The organism is Leisingera sp. JC11, from assembly GCF_040704725.1.
Lineage (GTDB): Bacteria > Pseudomonadota > Alphaproteobacteria > Rhodobacterales > Rhodobacteraceae > Leisingera.
On record NZ_JBFCVS010000010.1, the window covers coordinates 77,006 to 94,784 of the forward strand.

Annotated in this window: 17 protein-coding genes and 1 tRNA gene; 7 read left to right on the top strand and 11 right to left on the bottom strand. The window is 61.4% G+C overall.

Annotated elements, in window-relative coordinates; translation table 11 throughout:
* Positions 1 to 2: 2 nt before the first annotated feature.
* Positions 3 to 1,136 carry a gamma-butyrobetaine dioxygenase gene (locus AB1A62_RS12760; RefSeq protein ID WP_366661845.1) on the bottom strand — a complete coding sequence of 378 codons (1,134 nt, stop codon included), beginning with the start codon at positions 1,134 to 1,136 and terminating at the stop codon, positions 3 to 5.
* Positions 1,137 to 1,262: 126 nt separating this feature from the next.
* On the opposite strand from AB1A62_RS12760, the gene AB1A62_RS12765 reads away from it, so the two are divergent.
* Complete coding sequence (locus tag AB1A62_RS12765; RefSeq protein ID WP_366661846.1) at positions 1,263 to 2,105, top strand: LysR family transcriptional regulator; 843 nt, start codon at positions 1,263 to 1,265, stop codon at positions 2,103 to 2,105.
* Positions 2,106 to 2,140: 35 nt separating this feature from the next.
* Here the strand turns inward: AB1A62_RS12765 and AB1A62_RS12770 are convergent, their stop codons facing one another.
* The 3 genes from AB1A62_RS12770 to AB1A62_RS12780 form a co-directional block, all read right to left on the bottom strand.
* The gene (locus tag AB1A62_RS12770; protein ID WP_366661847.1) at positions 2,141 to 2,473 is read right to left on the bottom strand and encodes a PilZ domain-containing protein; all 333 of its coding nucleotides are present in this window, start codon (positions 2,471 to 2,473) and stop codon (positions 2,141 to 2,143) included.
* Positions 2,474 to 2,577: 104 nt separating this feature from the next.
* Positions 2,578 to 2,654, bottom strand: a tRNA-Arg gene (locus AB1A62_RS12775).
* 168 nt (positions 2,655 to 2,822) lie between these two features.
* Entirely contained in the window at positions 2,823 to 3,392 is a 570-nt protein-coding gene (locus tag AB1A62_RS12780; protein WP_174146989.1) for a DUF882 domain-containing protein, read from the bottom strand.
* 348 nt (positions 3,393 to 3,740) lie between these two features.
* Here AB1A62_RS12780 and AB1A62_RS12785 point away from each other — a divergent pair, with 348 nt between their 5' ends.
* The 4 genes from AB1A62_RS12785 to AB1A62_RS12800 are packed head-to-tail and all read left to right on the top strand — an operon-like array spanning position 3,741 to position 8,002.
* Positions 3,741 to 5,369, top strand: a complete 1,629-nt coding sequence (locus AB1A62_RS12785; RefSeq protein WP_366661848.1) for a L,D-transpeptidase family protein — start codon at positions 3,741 to 3,743, stop codon at positions 5,367 to 5,369.
* Between the two features lie 38 nt (positions 5,370 to 5,407).
* Positions 5,408 to 6,481: a UDP-3-O-(3-hydroxymyristoyl)glucosamine N-acyltransferase gene (gene lpxD / locus AB1A62_RS12790; protein WP_366661849.1), complete on the top strand. Its 1,074-nt coding sequence runs from the start codon at positions 5,408 to 5,410 to the stop codon at positions 6,479 to 6,481.
* Positions 6,482 to 6,529: 48 nt separating this feature from the next.
* Positions 6,530 to 6,787 carry an acyl carrier protein gene (locus AB1A62_RS12795; RefSeq protein ID WP_366661850.1) on the top strand — a complete coding sequence of 86 codons (258 nt, stop codon included), beginning with the start codon at positions 6,530 to 6,532 and terminating at the stop codon, positions 6,785 to 6,787.
* 6 nt (positions 6,788 to 6,793) lie between these two features.
* Complete coding sequence (locus tag AB1A62_RS12800; RefSeq protein WP_366661851.1) at positions 6,794 to 8,002, top strand: beta-ketoacyl-[acyl-carrier-protein] synthase family protein; 1,209 nt, start codon at positions 6,794 to 6,796, stop codon at positions 8,000 to 8,002.
* Between the two features lie 66 nt (positions 8,003 to 8,068).
* Here the strand turns inward: AB1A62_RS12800 and AB1A62_RS12805 are convergent, their stop codons facing one another.
* Positions 8,069 to 8,716 (bottom strand): invasion associated locus B family protein, encoded by a 648-nt coding sequence (locus AB1A62_RS12805; protein ID WP_366661852.1) that lies wholly within the window; start codon positions 8,714 to 8,716, stop codon positions 8,069 to 8,071.
* Between the two features lie 495 nt (positions 8,717 to 9,211).
* Here AB1A62_RS12805 and AB1A62_RS12810 point away from each other — a divergent pair, with 495 nt between their 5' ends.
* Entirely contained in the window at positions 9,212 to 10,756 is a 1,545-nt protein-coding gene (locus AB1A62_RS12810; RefSeq protein ID WP_366661853.1) for a helicase HerA-like domain-containing protein, read from the top strand.
* Positions 10,757 to 10,785: 29 nt separating this feature from the next.
* Here AB1A62_RS12810 and AB1A62_RS12815 read toward each other — a convergent pair whose 3' ends face one another.
* The 6 genes from AB1A62_RS12815 to AB1A62_RS12840 form a co-directional block, all read right to left on the bottom strand.
* Complete coding sequence (locus AB1A62_RS12815; protein ID WP_366661854.1) at positions 10,786 to 11,028, bottom strand: hypothetical protein; 243 nt, start codon at positions 11,026 to 11,028, stop codon at positions 10,786 to 10,788.
* A gap of 203 nt (positions 11,029 to 11,231) precedes the next feature.
* Entirely contained in the window at positions 11,232 to 12,554 is a 1,323-nt protein-coding gene (locus AB1A62_RS12820) for a branched-chain amino acid ABC transporter permease (RefSeq protein WP_366661856.1), read from the bottom strand.
* Complete coding sequence (locus AB1A62_RS12825) at positions 12,551 to 13,561, bottom strand: branched-chain amino acid ABC transporter permease (RefSeq protein ID WP_366661858.1); 1,011 nt, start codon at positions 13,559 to 13,561, stop codon at positions 12,551 to 12,553. Before AB1A62_RS12825 ends, AB1A62_RS12820 begins: the two co-directional genes overlap by 4 nt.
* 3 nt (positions 13,562 to 13,564) lie before the next feature.
* On the bottom strand, positions 13,565 to 14,395 hold the full coding sequence (locus tag AB1A62_RS12830) for an ABC transporter ATP-binding protein (RefSeq protein ID WP_366661859.1): 831 nt from the start codon (positions 14,393 to 14,395) through the stop codon (positions 13,565 to 13,567).
* Positions 14,392 to 15,180, bottom strand: a complete 789-nt coding sequence (locus tag AB1A62_RS12835; protein ID WP_027237606.1) for an ABC transporter ATP-binding protein — start codon at positions 15,178 to 15,180, stop codon at positions 14,392 to 14,394. The genes AB1A62_RS12830 and AB1A62_RS12835 overlap by 4 nt, the downstream gene beginning before the upstream one ends.
* A 98-nt stretch (positions 15,181 to 15,278) precedes the next feature.
* Entirely contained in the window at positions 15,279 to 16,472 is a 1,194-nt protein-coding gene (locus tag AB1A62_RS12840; RefSeq protein WP_366661860.1) for an ABC transporter substrate-binding protein, read from the bottom strand.
* A 207-nt stretch (positions 16,473 to 16,679) separates the two neighbouring features.
* Between AB1A62_RS12840 and AB1A62_RS12845 the strand changes: the two genes are divergently transcribed.
* On the top strand, positions 16,680 to 17,762 hold the full coding sequence (locus AB1A62_RS12845) for a PQQ-dependent sugar dehydrogenase (RefSeq protein WP_366661861.1): 1,083 nt from the start codon (positions 16,680 to 16,682) through the stop codon (positions 17,760 to 17,762).
* Positions 17,763 to 17,779 lie beyond the last annotated feature (17 nt).

Consider the following 17,779-nt stretch of genomic DNA (forward strand, 5'->3'; position numbering starts at 1 on the left):
GATCAGCCCTCCAATTGCGCGTTCAGCACATTCAGGGTCGACAGCAGTCCGTCCTTGTCGGCGTAGCAGCCCTGCAGCCAGCGCGAGCCGGAACCGGAGTAGCCCAGGCGCGCGTGCATCACGCGGGTGTTGTCGACGATGAAGCTCTCGCCCGGCTCCAGCTTGAAGGAAACCCCCATGTCCGGATCGTCGATGAACTCGCCCAGCCGGCGGTAGGCGGCGTAATAGGCCTGCATCTTGTCAAACGGGATGTCGGAAAACGGCGCCGAGGAGCGGTTGTTGAAGCGCATCCCGATCATCTCGCCATCGGGCGCCAGTTCAATCATCGGACGGCGCGAACGCAGATGTACCCCGTCTGCGCCCTTGTATTCAAACCGGGCCGGATAGCCCGCCAGCAGCGCAAACCCCTCCGGGTTCTCAGCGCGCAGGCGCTCAGCAGCGCGGAAGCCGTCCACCACGATGCTCTCACCGCCTTCAGCAGAGTTTTCCAGGCAGTACAGGATCTGCAGCGACGGCACCGGATCGCGGTAGGGGTTGTCAGTATGCGCCTGCAAGCCCAGGCCGGTATAGGCCAGGTTGGTCGGGTTCACCTCGGTGCGGACCTCGAAATACTTGCCATAATTGGTTTCGCGCACAAAGCCGAACATCTCAGCACAATCGATCAAAGCACCTTCCTTGACCGGGCCGTTCACCAGCTTTGCAAAACCGAGGCGGGCAATGGCATCCAGCCAGTCCCGCTTGGCCTGCGCGGAGGCTTGTACCTCCTCCCAGTCGAAGGTTGGCGCCGGCTGGTTGCTGTTCCAAGTTTCAATGCCTGGCGCCATGCGGCCGAATTCGCGTGATTGATCAACGTCATAGGCGTAGGTCTTCAACCACGTGCCCGGGTAGGTGACGGTCTTGCCTTCCGGTGCGAAAGTGACATTCAGGGAACCCTCTTCCACCAGCGCCGTGCTGATCCGGGTATCGGCGGGAATGTCGCCGATGGTAATCAGCCGCTGGCCGTTGCCCGGGGCGCGGGTTTCGGGGTCCAGTGCATTGTCGCGCAGCCAGATTGCATGGAAGCGGCTCTCGCTGCCATCTTCGAATGTCAGGGTAAGAAAGCTGCCGGATGCGTCGGCGGTTACGGAACGGGGCATTGGGGTTTCTCCGGTTGGCCTGGTTCTTTCTTGCCTTGCTACTGCTGCTGAGCCATCAAGAGAACGACGGAAATCGGGGTTTGAGAGTTAGGTTTTCTAATGTCAAAGAAGGTGACCAAACAGGGATTGCCGCCGCTGGACTGGCTCAAGGTCTTCGAAGCTGCGGGGCGCCACGGCAGTTTTACCGCGGCAGCAGAGGAATTCGGTGCTACCCAGGCCGCGGTCAGCCAGCGGATCCGCAACCTGGAGGCATGGCTGGGACGGCAACTGTTCATTCGGTCCGCCCGAGGTGTGTCGCTGACAGTGGACGGGGAAAGCTACCTGCCGCTGGTGCATGATTCCCTGCGCGCGCTGGAGCAGGGAACGGAAAACCTGTTCGGGCACAGTGTGCGGGAACTGCGTATTGCAGCCCAGCCTTCGCATCTGGAAATGCTTTTACTGCCGCGCCTTGCAGCGTTTTCCGAAAGTCACGCGCAGTTGCGGCTGGTAATTGAAACAGTACCCAAACGGCAGGATTTCGATGCCGCGGATGGGGCACTGCACATTCGCTACGGGCGCGGCAACTGGCAAGGGCGTGACGGTGTCTTGCTGGCAAATGAAGTGCTTCAGCCTATGGCTGCCCCGGACTGCGCTGACGACTGGCGCAACTTGCCGGCAATTGAATTGCGCGGAGAACGTCCGGGCTGGGCTGAATGGGCGCGCGTAACGGGGCAGGATGCGCCGGCACTCGGGCCGGTCTCTGCCGATTCCATGGCCCATGCGCTGCTGGCAGCGCGGCTGGGAATGGGGGTTGTTCTGGGCTCCCGCGCCCTGGCTACCAATCTGCTGCAGACCGGGCAATTGGTCTGTCTGTCTGCACCGGAATTGGACACGATCGACGGATACTGGCTGACCTGGCCGCCAAGCCTGGGAAAAACCAAGCGGCAAAGCGAAATATTGGCAGCCCTGTCCGCCGCGCTTCAGTGTTGATTTCAGCCGGGCGGGGGGCGGCTTCAGCAGTGAAATTACGTCGGGTACTCGCCGGTCCGGGCAAAATAGGCATCCAGTACCGGACGGGCGCTGCGCTTGCTTAGGAACTTGAATCCAATCCTGACATCCTTGCGCCACCGGGTGTGAATTTCAAACTCGCCGATTTCCTGAATTGTGACAGATTTCAACTCCGCCAGGGCGAAGGTGTTCTGACCTTCAGGAAGGCGCACAGCAAAACCGCTGTAGCTGATGTTGTAAACTGTGGCTTCCAGCTCTGATCCGGACAAGTTGATAGTGCAGGGCAAATTCAGTCGAAGCCGGGGTTCCGTCGGCTCCGCTGCCCGAAAGATTGAGTTGGAATGTACCATTCTGCCTCGCTATCCACGTCGTGAAGTATAGGCAGTGTTGTTAACACGGCGCTCTTTAAGAAGCCTTAAAACAGCAAGTCTTTTGGGTAACTTACAAGGGGGAATGGCGCACCTGAGAGGATTCGAACCTCTGGCCTCTGCCTTCGGAGGGCAGCGCTCTATCCAGCTGAGCTACAGGTGCGTTGTTAAGCCGGGGTATACCCGCGCTTGGTTGCCTCTGCAACGGGAAAAACTGCCTGTTTCCAAATTCCTGACCGCGGGCGAAAATCGAAGACCAAGTCAGTTGCCCTGGAAACGAAAAAGCCTGCACCGGGTGTGCAGGCTTGCGTTCTTGCAATGGTTGGTAGCGTCAGCCGCGCCATGTGCGGACGACTCCGCAATCCATATGCACAAAATTCGAACGATGGTATTTACCAACTCCGCCAGCGTGGCAGGCTTCGGCAGCCTGCGCCATTTGGGATACCGACCGGGATGCCAGGCGAAGGTCGGCGGCTTGGCCGCGCATGTGCAGCGAGTTTTTTGCGACCCCGCGCGAACGGCTGCGCAGCATGGCGTTGGTTTTCGGGCTGCGGTATCCCGACAGCAGCATGTAGGGCTCGTTCACATCCAGCAGATTGTGCGAGGCGGCCATGATGTCGATGGTGCGCAGGTCGATGCTCTTGACCTCATCAGTGCGCCAGTCACGCATGAAGTGATTGATTTCCTTGACTGCATCTTTGATGTAGTCGCCGTCGATCCAATACACCATGTCCAGGCGTTCACCGGTGCGCCCCGAATACATGCGGATGCGACGAATATCTCCGCCGCCGCGAAGGAAGCCTGCTGCATTGGAGAAAGTCGGGGCTGCTGCCACTGCGGTTGCCGCAAACACACCCAAAAGAGAACGCCGGGAAATCCCCGTGCCCGTGGTTTTTGCCATTGTCACTGCGCCGTCCCGTACGCTTTTAGTCCTGCCTAGTCGCCCGATGTTACGGGCTCGCTAACGCTTTAGGTTAACGTGCGGCATGTATGGCACAGTGAGAATCCTGATCCAACATTTCTTTGCCGCGCTGTAACGGATAGACCGGTTTTCGGCGATTTTTTGCGCATTAGGGGAGGCGGAGGGAACTTTTCCCCGCGACTGTTGCAGCCGGGTTTCATAGACGCGGCATTGCTGCATCAAAACTGACATTTCGCAATTGTGAATGGACAACAGCGGCTGGCATTTACCAGAATTTCAGGTAGGCACTGCCAGAATTGACAAAAATCGGCGCAAGGACCGGAAATTATGACGCGTGCTTCTGCAGGAAACTTCTTGCCAGGGATCAAGGCCGGGCTGTTCGCCTTGGCACTGGGCGGCTTGTCCGCCGGGGCTGTTCCCGGTTCAGCACAGGCTGAAGTTTCGGCAGCTTTCCGCCAAGCGGTCGCTGAGGCGGCCTATGGCAGCGAGGCGGTTGCGCAGTTCTACCGCGAAAACGGCTATGAGGCGATCTGGACCGGCCAGGATGAAGCGTCGCGCCAGCGCCGTAATGCATTGCTGGCGGCCTTGAATGAAACCCAGGCCCATGGCCTGCCGGACCGTTCAGCCGAAGTTGCCGCGCTGATGCAGCAAATGCGCGACGTGCAGACCACCCGTGACGTCGGCAATGTCGAGGCCGCGCTGAGCCAGGCCTTGGTGGAATACGCCACCGATCTTCAGACCGGGCTGCTGGTGCCGTCGCAGATCGACGCCGGCATGGTGCGCAAGAAACATACCGTGGACGGGTCCAGCTTTCTGGCCGGGATCCGCGACACCCAGCCCTATGCCTTTATGCGCAGCCTGGTTCCGGCATCGCCGCAGTATCGCGGCCTGATGCGCGAGAAACTGCGGCTGGAGCAGGTGATGGCGGCAGGCGGCTGGGGGCCGGCTGTGAACGCCAAGAAGCTTGAACGGGGCGATCAGGGCCAGGCCGTCATTGCGCTGCGCAACCGGCTGATGCTGATGGGCTACCTGCCGCGCAGCGCCGCGCGAACCTACGATGCCGCGCTGGAAAAGGCGGTGCAGAGCTTCCAGTCCGATCACGGCCTGGAAACCGATGGCGTGGCAGGCCCCGGCACGATTGATGAGATCAACAAGCCGGTCAGCGCGCGTCTGAAGTCTGTCATTATCGCGATGGAGCGGGAGCGCTGGCTGACACCAGAGCGCGGAGAGCGGCATATTCTGGTCAACCAGACCGACTTCACCGCCAAGATCGTCGACAACGGGGATGTGACCTTCGAGACCCGCTCGGTCATCGGCAAGAACACCCACGACCGCCGCAGCCCGGAATTCTCCGACGAGATGGAGCATATGGTGATCAACCCGAGCTGGTATGTGCCGCGCTCGATCATCACCAAGGAATACCTGCCCAAGCTGCAGAGCAACCCCAACGCCGTCGGTCACATCCAGATCACCGACCGGCGCGGCCGGGTGGTGAACCGCAGTTCGGCAGATTTCTCGCAGTATACCGCGCGGAACTTCCCCTATTCCATGCGTCAGCCCCCCAGCCGCAGCAATGCGCTGGGTCTGGTCAAGTTCATGTTCCCCAACAAATACAACATCTATCTGCACGACACCCCGCAGAAGAGCCTGTTTGCCCGCGAAGTGCGCGCCTTCTCGCATGGCTGCATCCGCCTGGCCCAGCCGTTTGAGTTTGCCTATGCGCTGCTGGCTAAGCAGACCGAGAACCCCAAGGATTTCTTCCACCGCATCCTGAAGTCGGGCAAGGAAACCAAGGTCGAACTGGAGCAGAAAGTACCGGTGCATATCATCTACCGGACCGCCGTGGTGTCCGGCAAAGGCCGTGCCGAGTTCCGCCGCGATGTCTATGGCCGTGACGCCAAGGTCTGGGCCGCGCTGGAACGGGCAGGGGTGGTGCTGCCCAGTTTTCAGGGGTAAATGTCAGGCCCATACAGGATATTCTGAAAGGGCCTGCCATGTTCACAATCCGCCAGATCGCTGAATCCCTTGGTGCCGAGGCCCAGGGCGACCTGGACCTGCAAATCGCAGGCGCAGCCGAACCGCAGGATGCCGGTGCGAACCAGATCGCCATGGCGATGGCGCCGAAATACGCCGATGGCCTGAAAGAGGGCCAGGCGCAGGCTGCTATCCTGTGGGATGGTGCGGACTGGGAATCCTTTGGCCTGAAGGCCGTCATTTTTGCGCCGCGCCCGCGGATGACCATGTCGGGTGTGACGGCTATGCTGGACCGCGGCCAAGGGTTCGGTGACGGCATCCACCCGTCCGCTGTCATTGACCCCACCGCCGAACTGGGCGAGGGCGTTTCGGTCGGGCCGCTCTCCGTAGTCGCCGCAAACGCGAAAATCGGCGCCCGCTCGGTGATAGGCCCGCATTGCTATGTCGGTGCCGAGGCTGTGATCGGCGAGGATGCGCTACTGCGTGAAATGGTTTCGATCGGCGCCCGCGCCACCATCGGCAACCGTTTCCGCGCCCAGCCCGGCGCGCGCGTCGGGGGCGATGGCTTTTCCTATGTCACACCTGAGGTCTCCGGCGCCGAAAATGCGCGCAAGACCATGGGTGATCAGGGCGAGGCCAAGGCGCAATCCTGGGTCCGTATCCACTCTCTGGGCGCCGTAACCATCGGCGATGACGTCGAACTCGGCTCCAACTGCACCATTGACAACGGTACCATCCGTGACACCGTGATCGGCAATGGCAGCAAGCTCGACAACCTTGTGCACGTCGGCCACAACACCCGTGTCGGCAACGACTGCCTGCTCTGCGGCCAGACCGGCGTGTCTGGTTCCGTCGATATCGGCAACAACGTGGTTCTGGGCGGCCAAACCGGGGTGGTCGACAATATCTTCATCGGCGACGGTGTGATTTCCGGCGGCGGCACCAAGATCCTGTCCAACGTGCCTGCAGGCCGCGTCATCATGGGCTACCCGGGAGTCAAGATGGAAACCCACACCGAGATGTACAAAGCACAGCGCCGGCTGCCTCGTTTGATGCGTGACATCGAATTGTTAAAAAAGGCTGTTTTCAAGTAACCGTCGAATACCTACATCAGATTCAGGCAGTAAATCGGGGATCCTTACATGAGCACGCAGGACAAGGTCATTGCAATCATTGCCGAACAGGCGGTTCTGGAACCGTCGGATGTGACCCTCGACAGCACATTGGAAGACCTCGGCATCGACAGCCTGGGCCTGGTCGAAAGCATCTTTGCGATCGAGGAAGAGTTCGACATTTCGATTCCGTTCAACGCCAATGAACCCGAGAAGAGCGATTTTGACATTTCCAACGTCGCGGCCATCATCGCCGGGATCGACAAGCTGGTTCTGGAAAAAGCGTAAGCCGGTATGAAGCGCGTTGTCATCACCGGGGCAGGAACCATCAATGCGCTGGGCCATTCGGTGCCCGAAACGCTGATTGCCATGCGCGAAGGGCGCTGCGGGATCGGTGAGCTGGAGTTCCGCGATGTGGAGCGGCTGGCGATCAAGATCGGCGGCCAGGTTCGCGGGTTCGAGGCAGAAGGCCGTTTCAACCGGCAGCAGTTGAGCCTGTATGACCGTTTCACCCAGTTCACCCTGACCGCAGCCAAGGAGGCCATCGGTCAGTCCGGCCTGGAATTCCACGGCGACCTGTCGGCCAAGGCCGGTGTCGTTCTCGGCAATTCCGGCGGCGGCATGCAGACGCTGGATGAAAATTACCGCAGCGTCTACGAGGACGGCAAAAACCGGGTGCATCCCTTTGTGGTCCCGAAGCTGATGAACAATGCAGCAGCCGGCCATGTGTCGATGCAGTTCAACCTCAAGGGGCCAAGTTTCACCGTCTCCACTGCCTGTGCGTCCTCCAATCACGCAATGGCGCAGGCGTTCCAGATGGTGCGCTCGGGCATGAGCCCGGTGATGATCACGGGCGGTTCGGAATCCATGTTGTGCTTCGGCGGGGTCAAGGCCTGGGAAGGCCTGCGGGTGATGTCCAGGGACGCCTGCCGCCCGTTCAGCGCCAACCGCAATGGCATGGTGCAGGGTGAAGGTGCTGGCATCTTTGTGTTCGAGGAATATGAGCACGCCAGGTCACGCGGCGCAGAAATCCTCTGTGAAGTCACTGGCTTCGCCATGTCATCGGATGCCGCCGACATCGTGATGCCCAGCAAGCAGGGGGCCGCGCGGGCCATCGCGGGCGCGCTGCAGGACGCCAGAGTCGACCCCTCGGAGGTCGGCTACATCAATGCGCACGGCACCGGCACCGCTGCCAATGACAAGACCGAATGCGCCGCGGTTGCGGATGTGTTCGGGCCGCACGCCGACAATCTGATGATCTCCTCCACCAAATCGATGCATGGCCACCTGATCGGCGGCACCGGCGCGGTGGAGCTTTTGGCCTGCATCATGGCGCTGCGCGACGGGGTGATTGCCCCGACCATCGGCTATGACGAACCGGATCCGGAATGCGCGCTGGATGTGGTTCCGAATGAGGCGCGCGAGGCGAAGGTTGACGTCGCCTTGTCCAATGCCTTTGCCTTTGGCGGGCTGAACGCAGTGCTGGCGCTGCGCAGGGTTTGACGGCCCGGAAACAAAAAACGCCGCGGCCCTGAGGCGCGCGGCGTTTTCTTCGGCTGATGACAGGTCTTACTGCTTGACGACGTCCACGACGTCATAGCCCGCAGTGAAGCCGCTCAGCGACAGCTTCATCGACACAATCTGATCCGGTGCCGGAGCCGGGCGCAGCGACAGAACGGCTTCCTTGCCCTTTTTGAATGCGTCAATGTCGCCTTGGGTCAGGCCGATCTGGGCCACGCAGCCCAGCTGGTTGCAGAAGGAATAGTTGTAGCGCTTGGCCGGCGCGCCATCGATCGAGATGGTCAGCGCGGCGGGCAGCAGGGTTTCCAGCGGCACAATCACGGTGGCGCCGGCAACTGCCTGGCCGCCTTGCTGGTCAATGCGGAACATCGACACCTCAGCCATCGGGTTGCCTTGCGGCCCCTTCAGGATTTGCAGCAGCGAGCAAGGATCGGTTTCGGCCTCGGTCCTGATGCAAGCCAGATCCCAGTCGCCGTGTTTTTCCTTGGAGTAGCGCTCACCCAGCTTGGGGCCGTCATTGACCGGCTCACCCAGATCCAGCAACTCGTCCGCGGTGGATTCTGCCTGCTCTGCGGGTTCCGCCCCGGCGGCCGGTTCGGTGGCGCCGGCCTCTTCGGTGGCAGCTTCCTGCGCCGCCAGCGGCGCGGTCAAGGCCAGCACCGCGGCAAGCGTGATCGGGGTCAGGGACTTCAACATGAATGCCTCATTTTTCTAAAGACGCTGCTCACGCGTGTAGCACGCCGCCAGGGCAGTGTCAGGTCCATAACAAGGGGACAGCGGGGAAATCCGCGCAACGCAGCTCAGTCTTGGAAGATGCTGAAAAAATACAAAAAAGGGAACCATCTGGTCCCCTTTCTCGTATTTGCATCTCCCCGTCGGACTGGCCGACTTAGTTATTGCGTAGGACGTTACGAAAGGGTTGGCCATCGGTCAACATTGAAGTTCAAAAAAAAACCGGACGGCCCGGTTTTAATGAAAATTGCATGCTAAGGGGTGAGCTGGCAGCGAAAGATGCGCGCTTTGCAGGCAGTCACCGCTAAAAAGAAGGCCGTGCTCGAGGCACGGCCCAGTCTGACAGGGAGGAAATGTCCGCCACGGCAACCGCATGTGCAGGGGCGGGCAAGATTGACTATCGCATCCAATAGTTAACTTTGTATTGTTATCCACAGGAAAAGAACGGGCGGGGCAGTTATGGCAGAAAGTCTTTTCATCGGCGGCGGCGGCGAAGGGTATGGCGAACCGCAGGGGCTGAGCCTGAAATATGCCAACCGCCATGGTCTGATTGCCGGCGCCACCGGCACCGGCAAGACCGTCACCCTGCAAATTCTGGCCGAGGGGTTCTCGAACGCGGGCGTGCCGGTCATCCTGGCGGATGTGAAGGGCGATCTGTCCGGTCTGGCGAAGGCGGGCACGGAAACCCACAAGCTGCACGAGGCATTCACCTCCCGCGCCGGCAAGATCGGCTTTTCGGACTACGCCTACCACGTCTGCCCGGTCACCTTCTGGGACCTATATGGCGAACAGGGCCACCCGGTGCGCACCACCGTTGCCGAAATGGGGCCGCTGCTGCTGGCGCGGCTGCTGGAACTGAGCGAAGCGCAGGAGGGTATTCTGAACATCGCTTTCCGGCTCGCTGATGAGGAAGGGCTGCCGCTTCTCGATCTCAAGGACCTGCAGGCGCTGCTGGTCTGGATCGGCGAAAACCGCAGCCAGCTGTCGCTGCGCTACGGCAATGTGTCGACGGCGTCGATCGGTGCCATCCAGCGCCGCCTGCTGGTGCTGGAAAACCAGGGGGGTGCGGGCCTGTTCGGAGAGCCCGCGCTGGCGCTCAGCGACCTGATGCGCTGCGATGCGGCGGGCAAGGGCATGATCAACATCCTCGCCGCGGACAAGCTGATGGCAGCACCGGGACTGTATTCCACTTTCCTTCTCTGGCTCCTCAGCGAACTCTTTGAGGAACTGCCGGAGGTCGGCGACCCGGACAAGCCGCGGCTGGTTTTCTTTTTCGACGAGGCGCATCTGCTGTTCGAAGACGCGCCCAAGGCGCTGACCGACAAGGTGGAGCAGGTGGCGCGCCTGATCCGCTCCAAAGGGGTGGGGATCTATTTCATCACCCAGAACCCGGCGGATGTGCCGGAGGACATTCTGGGCCAACTGGGCAACCGCATCCAGCACGCGCTGCGCGCCTTTACCGCCAAGGACCGCAAGAACCTGAGGCTGGCGGCCGAAACCTACCGGGAAAACCCAAGGTTCTCGACTGAAGACGCCATCCGGGAGGTCGGCGTCGGCGAAGCGGTGACTTCGATGCTGCAGAAAAAAGGTGTGCCTGGCGTGGTGGAGCGCACTTTGATCCGGCCGCCAAGCACCCAGCTGGGGCCGATTAGTGACGGCGAGCGCAAGGAGATGCTCAAAGCCTCCGACATGGCCGGCAAATACGACAACCCGGTCGACCGGCGCTCAGCCTATGAGATCCTGGCCCAGCGGACACAGGCTGCGGCACAGGAGGCAGAGGCCGCTGAAACAGTTGCCGAAGAAGCACCGCAGCCCATGGCGCGGGAGTTTAACGCCGCCCGGCGTTACTCCGGCTCAAGGGTCAGCCGGTCGACGTCCCGTTCCTACCGGCAAAAGGACACCTTTGCCTCTGCCATGTCGGAAGCGGTGATCAAGGAGCTGAAAGGCACCACCGGCCGCCGGATTGTCCGGGGCATCCTCGGCAGCCTGTTCAAGGGGCGCTAGGACTGAAACCGGACCCCGCATAAGAGGGATCAGCCGCCGTCCTTTTGGCGCTGCCCTTCCTGTTTGCAGATCGCATCAGCCTCTTGCACCGACATGGCCGCGGGGCGGTCGATGGCCCGGTCCCAAAGAACCCGGTCCTTGGTATAAAGCTGACAGGTCACGATGCCCTTGCTGCTCTGGACCTGCACTGGAGTGGTTTCAAACTGCTCCGGTGAAACGCAGCCGGTCAAAGCGGCCGCGGCAGCGGATACCAGGAAGAGCTTCAAAGTCATATGCATGGCTGCCTGCCTCGTTAGTTGTTTCTGCCCTGTTAAGCAGACAATTGAGGCAGCTGTTTCCCCTTTTTGAGAAAAAGCTGAGGCGGCGCCGTTTTCGGGATGGCTGCGAGGCAGCAGGAAACCAGAATTGCCGGGAATGGTTCTGATGAAAGAGCAGGGCCCTGCCTGGTGATCCGCCAGACAGGGCCCGTGCCTGCTTATTTCTCGGGGATCAGCCCGCGCGGACTGAACCTCAGCACCAGAAGCAATATCAGCCCCATGGTGAACAGCCGCATGTGCGAGGCGCTCTCCAGCAGATGCGCCTTCAGGGCGCTGCCCTCTGTCATGCCAGAGGTGACAAGTTCCATCAGCAGGATGCCCATCGGCTCCACCTTGATCCAGAAGAACCAGATCAGCATGCCGCCCAGCACCGCGCCGAAGTTGTTGCCGGAACCGCCGACGATCACCATCACCCAGATCAGGAAGGTGAACCGCAGCGGGTTGTAGGTGCCCGGGGTCATCTGGCTGTCCAGCGTGGTCATCATTGCACCGGCAATGCCGCAGATGGCAGAGCCCAGCACGAAGATCTGCAGGTGGCGGCGGGTCACATCCTTGCCCATCGCCTCTGCCGCAACCTCATTATCGCGGATTGCGCGCATCATACGGCCCCAGGGGCTTTTCAGTGCCATCTGCGCCATCCACAGGAGCGCCAGCAGTACTACTGTAAACATCAGCGCATAACCGGCCTTCACATAGACGGTAGAAGCGGTGACCGGGTCCATGCCCCAACTGGCCGCACGCTCCACAAAGGACGGATCGTTTTGCAGATCCACCTCATAGGGCAGCGGGCGGGGCAGGCCGACTACGTTCTTCACGCCGCGCGACAGCCAGTCCTCGTTCTTGAGCACCGCGATGATGATCTCGGCAATACCCAGCGTGGCAATTGCCAGATAGTCCGAGCGCAGGCCCAGGGCAGTCTTGCCGATCAGCCAGGCCGCGCCGGCCGCCAGCAGGCCGCCCGCAGGCCAGGCCAGCAGAACCGGCAGGCCCAGGCCGCCGATATTGCCCTGAAGCGCCGGGTTGATCGCCTCAACCGAGCCAACAGCCGGATCGAAGATCGCACGGTAGACAAAGAATCCCACGATCAGCACGGCGAGCAGAACAGCGGTGCGCAGTTTGCCGGCAGGCATGAACTTGGTGATCATCACCGCCGACACGACCGTCAGCGCACCCATAACCAGGGCCATCACGATGCTGACGCCGCCCGACGACCAGGCCGCCGGGATCACCGGTGTCGACACCAGAACCACGGCCAGACCGCCAAGCGCGGTAAAGCCCATGATGCCGACGTTGAACAGCCCGGCAAACCCCCACTGGATGTTCACCCCGATCGCCATGATGGCCGAGATCAGCCCCATGTTCAGGATCACCAGCGCCGAGTTCCAGGAACCGGAGAAGAACAGGAAGTCAGTGGCGCCCTCGAGCAGGATCATCACGCCGACAAAGACGAAAAGAAGGGTATGTTTCATGGTCTCGGTCATACCGCTTTCCCTTTGAAAAGGCCGGTAGGCTTGAACAGGAGGACGACAATCAGGATCGCGAAGGAGACCGCGAACTTGTAGTCGGTGCTGAGGAGCTGAACCAGCCCGTCAGGCGCCAGGCTCTCCGGCAGGCCGTAGGTAAGCACCTTCTTCCAGGCATAGGTGATCGTCACCTCGGAAAACGCGATGATGAAGCCGCCGGCAATGGCGCCGATCGGGTTGCCGAGGCCGCCCACGATGGCAGAGGCAAAGATCGGCAGCAGCAGCTGGAAATAGGTGAACGGCTTGAACGACTTGTCGAGGCCATAGAGAACCCCGGCAATGGTCGCCAGCGCCGCCACGATCATCCAAGTGTACATCACCACCCGCTCCGGGTTGATGCCCGACAGCAGCGCCAGATCCTCGTTGTCCGAGTAGGCGCGCATGGATTTGCCGGTGCGGGTCTTGTTCAGGAACCAGAACAGAACTGCCACCACGATGATCGCAGTGATCACGGTGATGCCTTGGGTGGTCTTGATCGCCAGCCCTTCGTCCAAGCCGGTCATCTGCTTGAAGGTGCGCGCCTTGATGATGAAGCGCTCGCCATCGGCAAACCGCTGATCGCCGGGGCCGATGATGAAGCGCACGATGCCATTCATCATGAACATCACACCCAGCGAGACCATGACGAAGATCACCGGCTTCGCCTTCTGCTGGCGGTAGAACCGGTAAACGGTCTTGTCGGTCAGCAGCGCGAGGCCAATGGTGCCCAGGATGCCAAAGGGCAGCGCCAGCAGGGCGGTCGGCAGCGGGCCTGCGCTCAGCCCCATCGACTGGAAAGCCCAGGTGATCAGGATCGTGACCATCGCGCCAAACGCCATGGTGTCGCCATGGGCAAAGTTCGAGAACCGCAGGATCCCGTAGATCAGCGTCACCCCCAGCGCGCCAAGCGCCAGCTGGCTGCCATAGGCCAGCCCGGGGACGATAACAAAGTTGGTAAGCGCCACGAGGGCGTTGAGAAGATCCATCTGTCAGCCCCCCAGGAAAGATTTGCGCACTTCGGGATCGGCCAGCAGCTCCTTGCCGGTGCCGGTATAGGCATTGCGCCCCTGCACCAGGACATAGCCTTTGTCCGCGATCTCAAGCGCTTGCTTGGCGTTCTGCTCCACCATCAGGATCGGCAGCCCGGTGCGGGCGACCTCGATGATGCGGTCGAACAGCTCATCCATCACGATGGGGGAAACGCCTGCCGTCGGCTCGTCCAGCATCAGAACCTTCGGCTTGGTCATCAGCGCGCGGCCCACGGCCACCTGCTGGCGCTGGCCGCCGGACAGCTCGCCCGCAGGCTGGTTGCGCTTGTCGCGCAAGATCGGAAACAGGTCATAGACCTGCTCCATCGTGTCGCGGAAATCATCGGTGCGGATAAACGCTCCCATCTCCAGGTTCTCTTCCACTGTCATCGAGGTGAAGATGTTGCTGGTCTGGGGCACGAACCCCATGCCCTTGACCACCCGGTCCTGCGGGGTGAGCTGGGTGATGTCCTCGCCGTCCAGCCGCACAGCGCCGGAGCGCACGTTCAGCATCCCGAACACCGCCTTCATCGCGGTCGACTTGCCGGCGCCGTTGGGACCGACGATCACCGCGATCTCGCCCTTGTCGACGGCAATGGTGCAGTCATGCAGGATGTCCGGTCCTTTGCCATAACCGCCGGTCATGGTGTCGCCGATCAGGAACGGGCCGCCGTCGACCTTATGCGTCGGGCCGCTTTTCAGATGAGCCGGTTCCATCGTGCCAATGCCCTTGGTGTTGGTGATCGAGGCATCCTTGTTGCCGTGATCGTTCTGGTAGGGGTTATCGCTCATGCGTCCGCCTCCAGCTTATCCTTGTTTTTCAGACCGGTGCCCAGGTAGGCCTCGATCACATGCTCGTTTGCCTTGATCTCGTCCAGAGTGCCTTCGGCCAGCTTCTTGCCCTCGGCCATGCAGATCACCGGGTCGCACAGGCGGCCGATGAATTCCATGTCGTGCTCGATCACGACAAAGGTATAGCCGCGCTCCTCGTTCAGGCGCTTGATGGCGTCGGCGATGGTATAGAGCAGGGTGCGGTTCACGCCGGCGCCAACCTCGTCGAGGAAGACGATCTTGGCGTCCACCATCATGGTGCGGCCCAGTTCCAGCAGCTTCTTCTGGCCGCCGGAGACCTGGCCCGCCTTCAGGTCCGCGATGTGGCTGATGGTCAGGAACTCCAGCACCTCATCGGCCTTGGCCCGCAGCGCGCGTTCCTCGTCGGCGATCCGCTTGCGGCCGAACCAGGTGTTCCACAGCGTTTCCCCCGATTGCGCACCGGGAACCATCATCAGGTTTTCCCGGCAGGTCATTGAGGAGAACTCATGCGCGATCTGGAAGGTGCGCAGCAGCCCTTTGTGGAACAGCTCATGCGGCGGCAGGCCGGTGATATCCTCACCGTCCATGGTGACCCGGCCTGAGGTCGGCTCCAGCACGCCAGCGATAACGTTGAAAAGTGTGGTCTTTCCGGCCCCGTTCGGGCCGATCAAACCGGTTATGGACCCCTTGGCGATTTCCAGCGAGGCGCCGTCAACCGCGTGGAACCCGCCGAAGTGCTTGTGCAAGTCCTCGACGACGATCATGTCATTTCATCCCCTGCCGCGTTTTCGCGGCGTTTTTAATTTAGAACAGCCCGGGCGGAACCCGGGCTGACCTATCTTGGTTGCTTTTCAGATGCTTATCAGCGGAAGCGAAGGGTTTCGTTCTTGCCGTCCTTCACTTCGATCTCGCGGTAAGAGCCTGCGCTCTCACCCGGGCCGATCAGCTCAACGCCGGTTGCGCCCTGATAGTCAATCTCACCGCCGGCGGCGAGGATTTCCAGTGCCTTGCCCAGCTCACCCGGGTTGATCGGCTCGCCCGGGGCGTTTGCCACGTCCAGGATCTTGCCGACGTAGTCCGCCGGGTTGGTGGAGTTGGCAGCCTGCATTGCCAGCAGGAACAGCGCCGCTGCGTCATAGGATTCAGACGCATAGGCCGAGGTGCCGTCAAAGCCGCGCTCTTTTGCCATTTCGGCAAAGATTTCCGCGCCCTTGCTGTCGGAACCTGCGATCTGGCCAAAGGAACCATCGAGGTCCGCGCCAACGTTTGCGGGCAGGCTGTCGCCGATCATGCCGCCGGGCAGGCCGAAGGTGTCAAACGCACCGGAATCCAGCGAACCCTGGATGATGCCCAGGCCGCCCTGGTCCAGGTAACCCGCAACCACCAGCACGTCGCCGCCGGCCGATGCCAGCGCGCCGACTTCTGCAGAGTAGTCGCCCTTGCCGTCTTCATGCGCGGTCACGATGGTGACTTCGCCGCCGACTTCCTCGAACGAGGACTGGATCGCGTCCGCCAGGCCCTTGCCGTAGTCGTTGTTGGTGTAGGTCAGGGCGATCGAGTTGATGCCGCGTTCCTTCAGGATCTCGGCCATCACCTGGCCTTCACGCGCGTCCGACGGCGAGGTGCGGAAGAACAGGCCGTTGTCTTCCATGGTCGACAGGCCCGGCGAGGTCGCCGACGGGGAGATCATCACCATGCCGTTCGGGATCGCCACGTTCTGCAGGATCGCGCCGGTGACGCCGGAGCAGTCGCCGCCGATGATGCCGTTCACGCCTTCAGCCACCAGCTTCTCGCCGTTTGCCACGGCCAGGCCGTTGTCGATGCAGCCGGTGTCAGCGCGGACCGGGGTCACGGTGGCGCTGTCCAGCAGCTTGCCGGACTTGGTGACTTCTTCCATGGCCAGCTCGGCGCCGTCGCCCATGGCCGGGGCCAGCGATTCAATCGGGCCGGTGAAGCCGAACAGCACGCCCAGTTTCACTTCCTTGGCATGGCCGCCGGCATATGCGGTGCCAGCAGTCAGCGCAGCGGCCGCTGTGGCCATCAGCAGTTTCTTCATTTGAGAACTCCCATTGTTGGAACAAAAATGTTCACATCGGACCCTAGGCAAGCCGTCTGGAAAAGAAAAGTCCTGTTGAGGCGTGAGATAGCAAAGAGTCCGTCCCGTTATTCTCCGCTATTCTGAGGTTATGTGCTGCGGAGCTGGGTTTAATTTAAGCTTAAAGTAACAAAAGGGGAAGCGGAAATGTTGCATCGGTTACTCATTTTGACGGCCACGTTTCTGCTGCTGCCGTTTTCCGCGACAGTTCAAGCGGATACCCTGGGCAGCAGCCTTGGCCAGCTGCGGGTGACAAAGATGGCCGGCGGGTTCGATGTGCCCTGGGCCTTTGATTTCCTGCCCGGCGGCGGCTTCCTGGTGACCGAACGTGATGGCGTTCTCTTTTATGTGCGGGGCGGAAAAAGGAATCAGGTGAGGGGCACACCTGCCGTTGTCGCAGCGGGGCAGGGCGGCCTGCTGGATGTGATGGTGCCGCGGGATTTCCGGACCAGCCGCGAGGTCTTCCTGACATTCTCCAAGCGGCAGGGGCGCGGCGCAGGGACAGCGCTGGCTTCGGGCCGTCTCAACAGGGACAATACCGCTTTGACGGACCTGCGCATCCTGTTCGAAGCCGCCCCCGGATCCAGTGGCGGCCGCCACTTCGGCTCCCGCGTGGTGGAAGCGCGGGACGGCACTTTGTTCATTTCCCTGGGCGAGCGCGGCGACCGGCCCAGCGCCCAGAACCTGCGTCTGCATCAGGGATCGGTGGTGCGGATCAACCGCGACGGGACCATTCCCGCTGGCAACCCCTTCGCCGGCACAGCCGGCGCACAGCCGGAGATCTGGTCTTATGGCCATCGCAATCCGCAGGGCATGGCGCTTGATTTGCAAGGCAATCTCTGGGTTGCCGAACACGGGGCCCGGGGCGGTGACGAGGTGAACCGGGTGCACAGGGGCGCCAATTATGGCTGGCCGGTGATCTCTTACGGGCGCCACTACTCCGGCGCGAGGATCGGCGAGGGAACCGCAAAACCCGGTATGGAGCAACCCGAATGGTACTGGGACCCGTCGATCGCGCCCTCCGGCATGATGATCTATTCCGGCAGGATGTGGCCTGAGTGGCGCGGCGACATCTTTGTCGGCTCCCTCAAGTTCGACTACATTTCCCGGCTTTCGGGAGGCCCCCTGAGGGAGGCCGAACAGCTGCGGAGCGGTGAAACCGGGCGTATCCGCGATGTGCAGGAGGCACCGGACGGCAGTATCTGGTTCGCGTCCGAAGGCGAAGGCGCGATATTGCGGATAACCCGCTGAAGCGCTAGCTTCGGCTT

What these genes read in the sequence shown, in the direction of transcription:
- AB1A62_RS12795 (WP_366661850.1), top strand. Translation starts at nt 6,530, where the DNA reads ATGAGCACGCAGGACAAGGTCATTGCAATCATTGCCGAACAGGCGGTT.
- AB1A62_RS12805 (WP_366661852.1), bottom strand. Translation starts at nt 8,716, where the DNA reads ATGTTGAAGTCCCTGACCCCGATCACGCTTGCCGCGGTGCTGGCCTTG.
- AB1A62_RS12835 (WP_027237606.1), bottom strand. Translation starts at nt 15,180, where the DNA reads ATGATCGTCGTCGAGGACTTGCACAAGCACTTCGGCGGGTTCCACGCG.
- AB1A62_RS12840 (WP_366661860.1), bottom strand. Translation starts at nt 16,472, where the DNA reads ATGAAGAAACTGCTGATGGCCACAGCGGCCGCTGCGCTGACTGCTGGC.
- AB1A62_RS12780 (WP_174146989.1), bottom strand. Translation starts at nt 3,392, where the DNA reads ATGGCAAAAACCACGGGCACGGGGATTTCCCGGCGTTCTCTTTTGGGT.
- AB1A62_RS12800 (WP_366661851.1), top strand. Translation starts at nt 6,794, where the DNA reads ATGAAGCGCGTTGTCATCACCGGGGCAGGAACCATCAATGCGCTGGGC.
- AB1A62_RS12785 (WP_366661848.1), top strand. Translation starts at nt 3,741, where the DNA reads ATGACGCGTGCTTCTGCAGGAAACTTCTTGCCAGGGATCAAGGCCGGG.
- lpxD (WP_366661849.1), top strand. Translation starts at nt 5,408, where the DNA reads ATGTTCACAATCCGCCAGATCGCTGAATCCCTTGGTGCCGAGGCCCAG.
- AB1A62_RS12810 (WP_366661853.1), top strand. Translation starts at nt 9,212, where the DNA reads ATGGCAGAAAGTCTTTTCATCGGCGGCGGCGGCGAAGGGTATGGCGAA.
- AB1A62_RS12760 (WP_366661845.1), bottom strand. Translation starts at nt 1,136, where the DNA reads ATGCCCCGTTCCGTAACCGCCGACGCATCCGGCAGCTTTCTTACCCTG.
- AB1A62_RS12830 (WP_366661859.1), bottom strand. Translation starts at nt 14,395, where the DNA reads ATGAGCGATAACCCCTACCAGAACGATCACGGCAACAAGGATGCCTCG.
- AB1A62_RS12825 (WP_366661858.1), bottom strand. Translation starts at nt 13,561, where the DNA reads ATGGATCTTCTCAACGCCCTCGTGGCGCTTACCAACTTTGTTATCGTC.
- AB1A62_RS12815 (WP_366661854.1), bottom strand. Translation starts at nt 11,028, where the DNA reads ATGACTTTGAAGCTCTTCCTGGTATCCGCTGCCGCGGCCGCTTTGACC.
- AB1A62_RS12820 (WP_366661856.1), bottom strand. Translation starts at nt 12,554, where the DNA reads ATGACCGAGACCATGAAACATACCCTTCTTTTCGTCTTTGTCGGCGTG.
- AB1A62_RS12770 (WP_366661847.1), bottom strand. Translation starts at nt 2,473, where the DNA reads ATGGTACATTCCAACTCAATCTTTCGGGCAGCGGAGCCGACGGAACCC.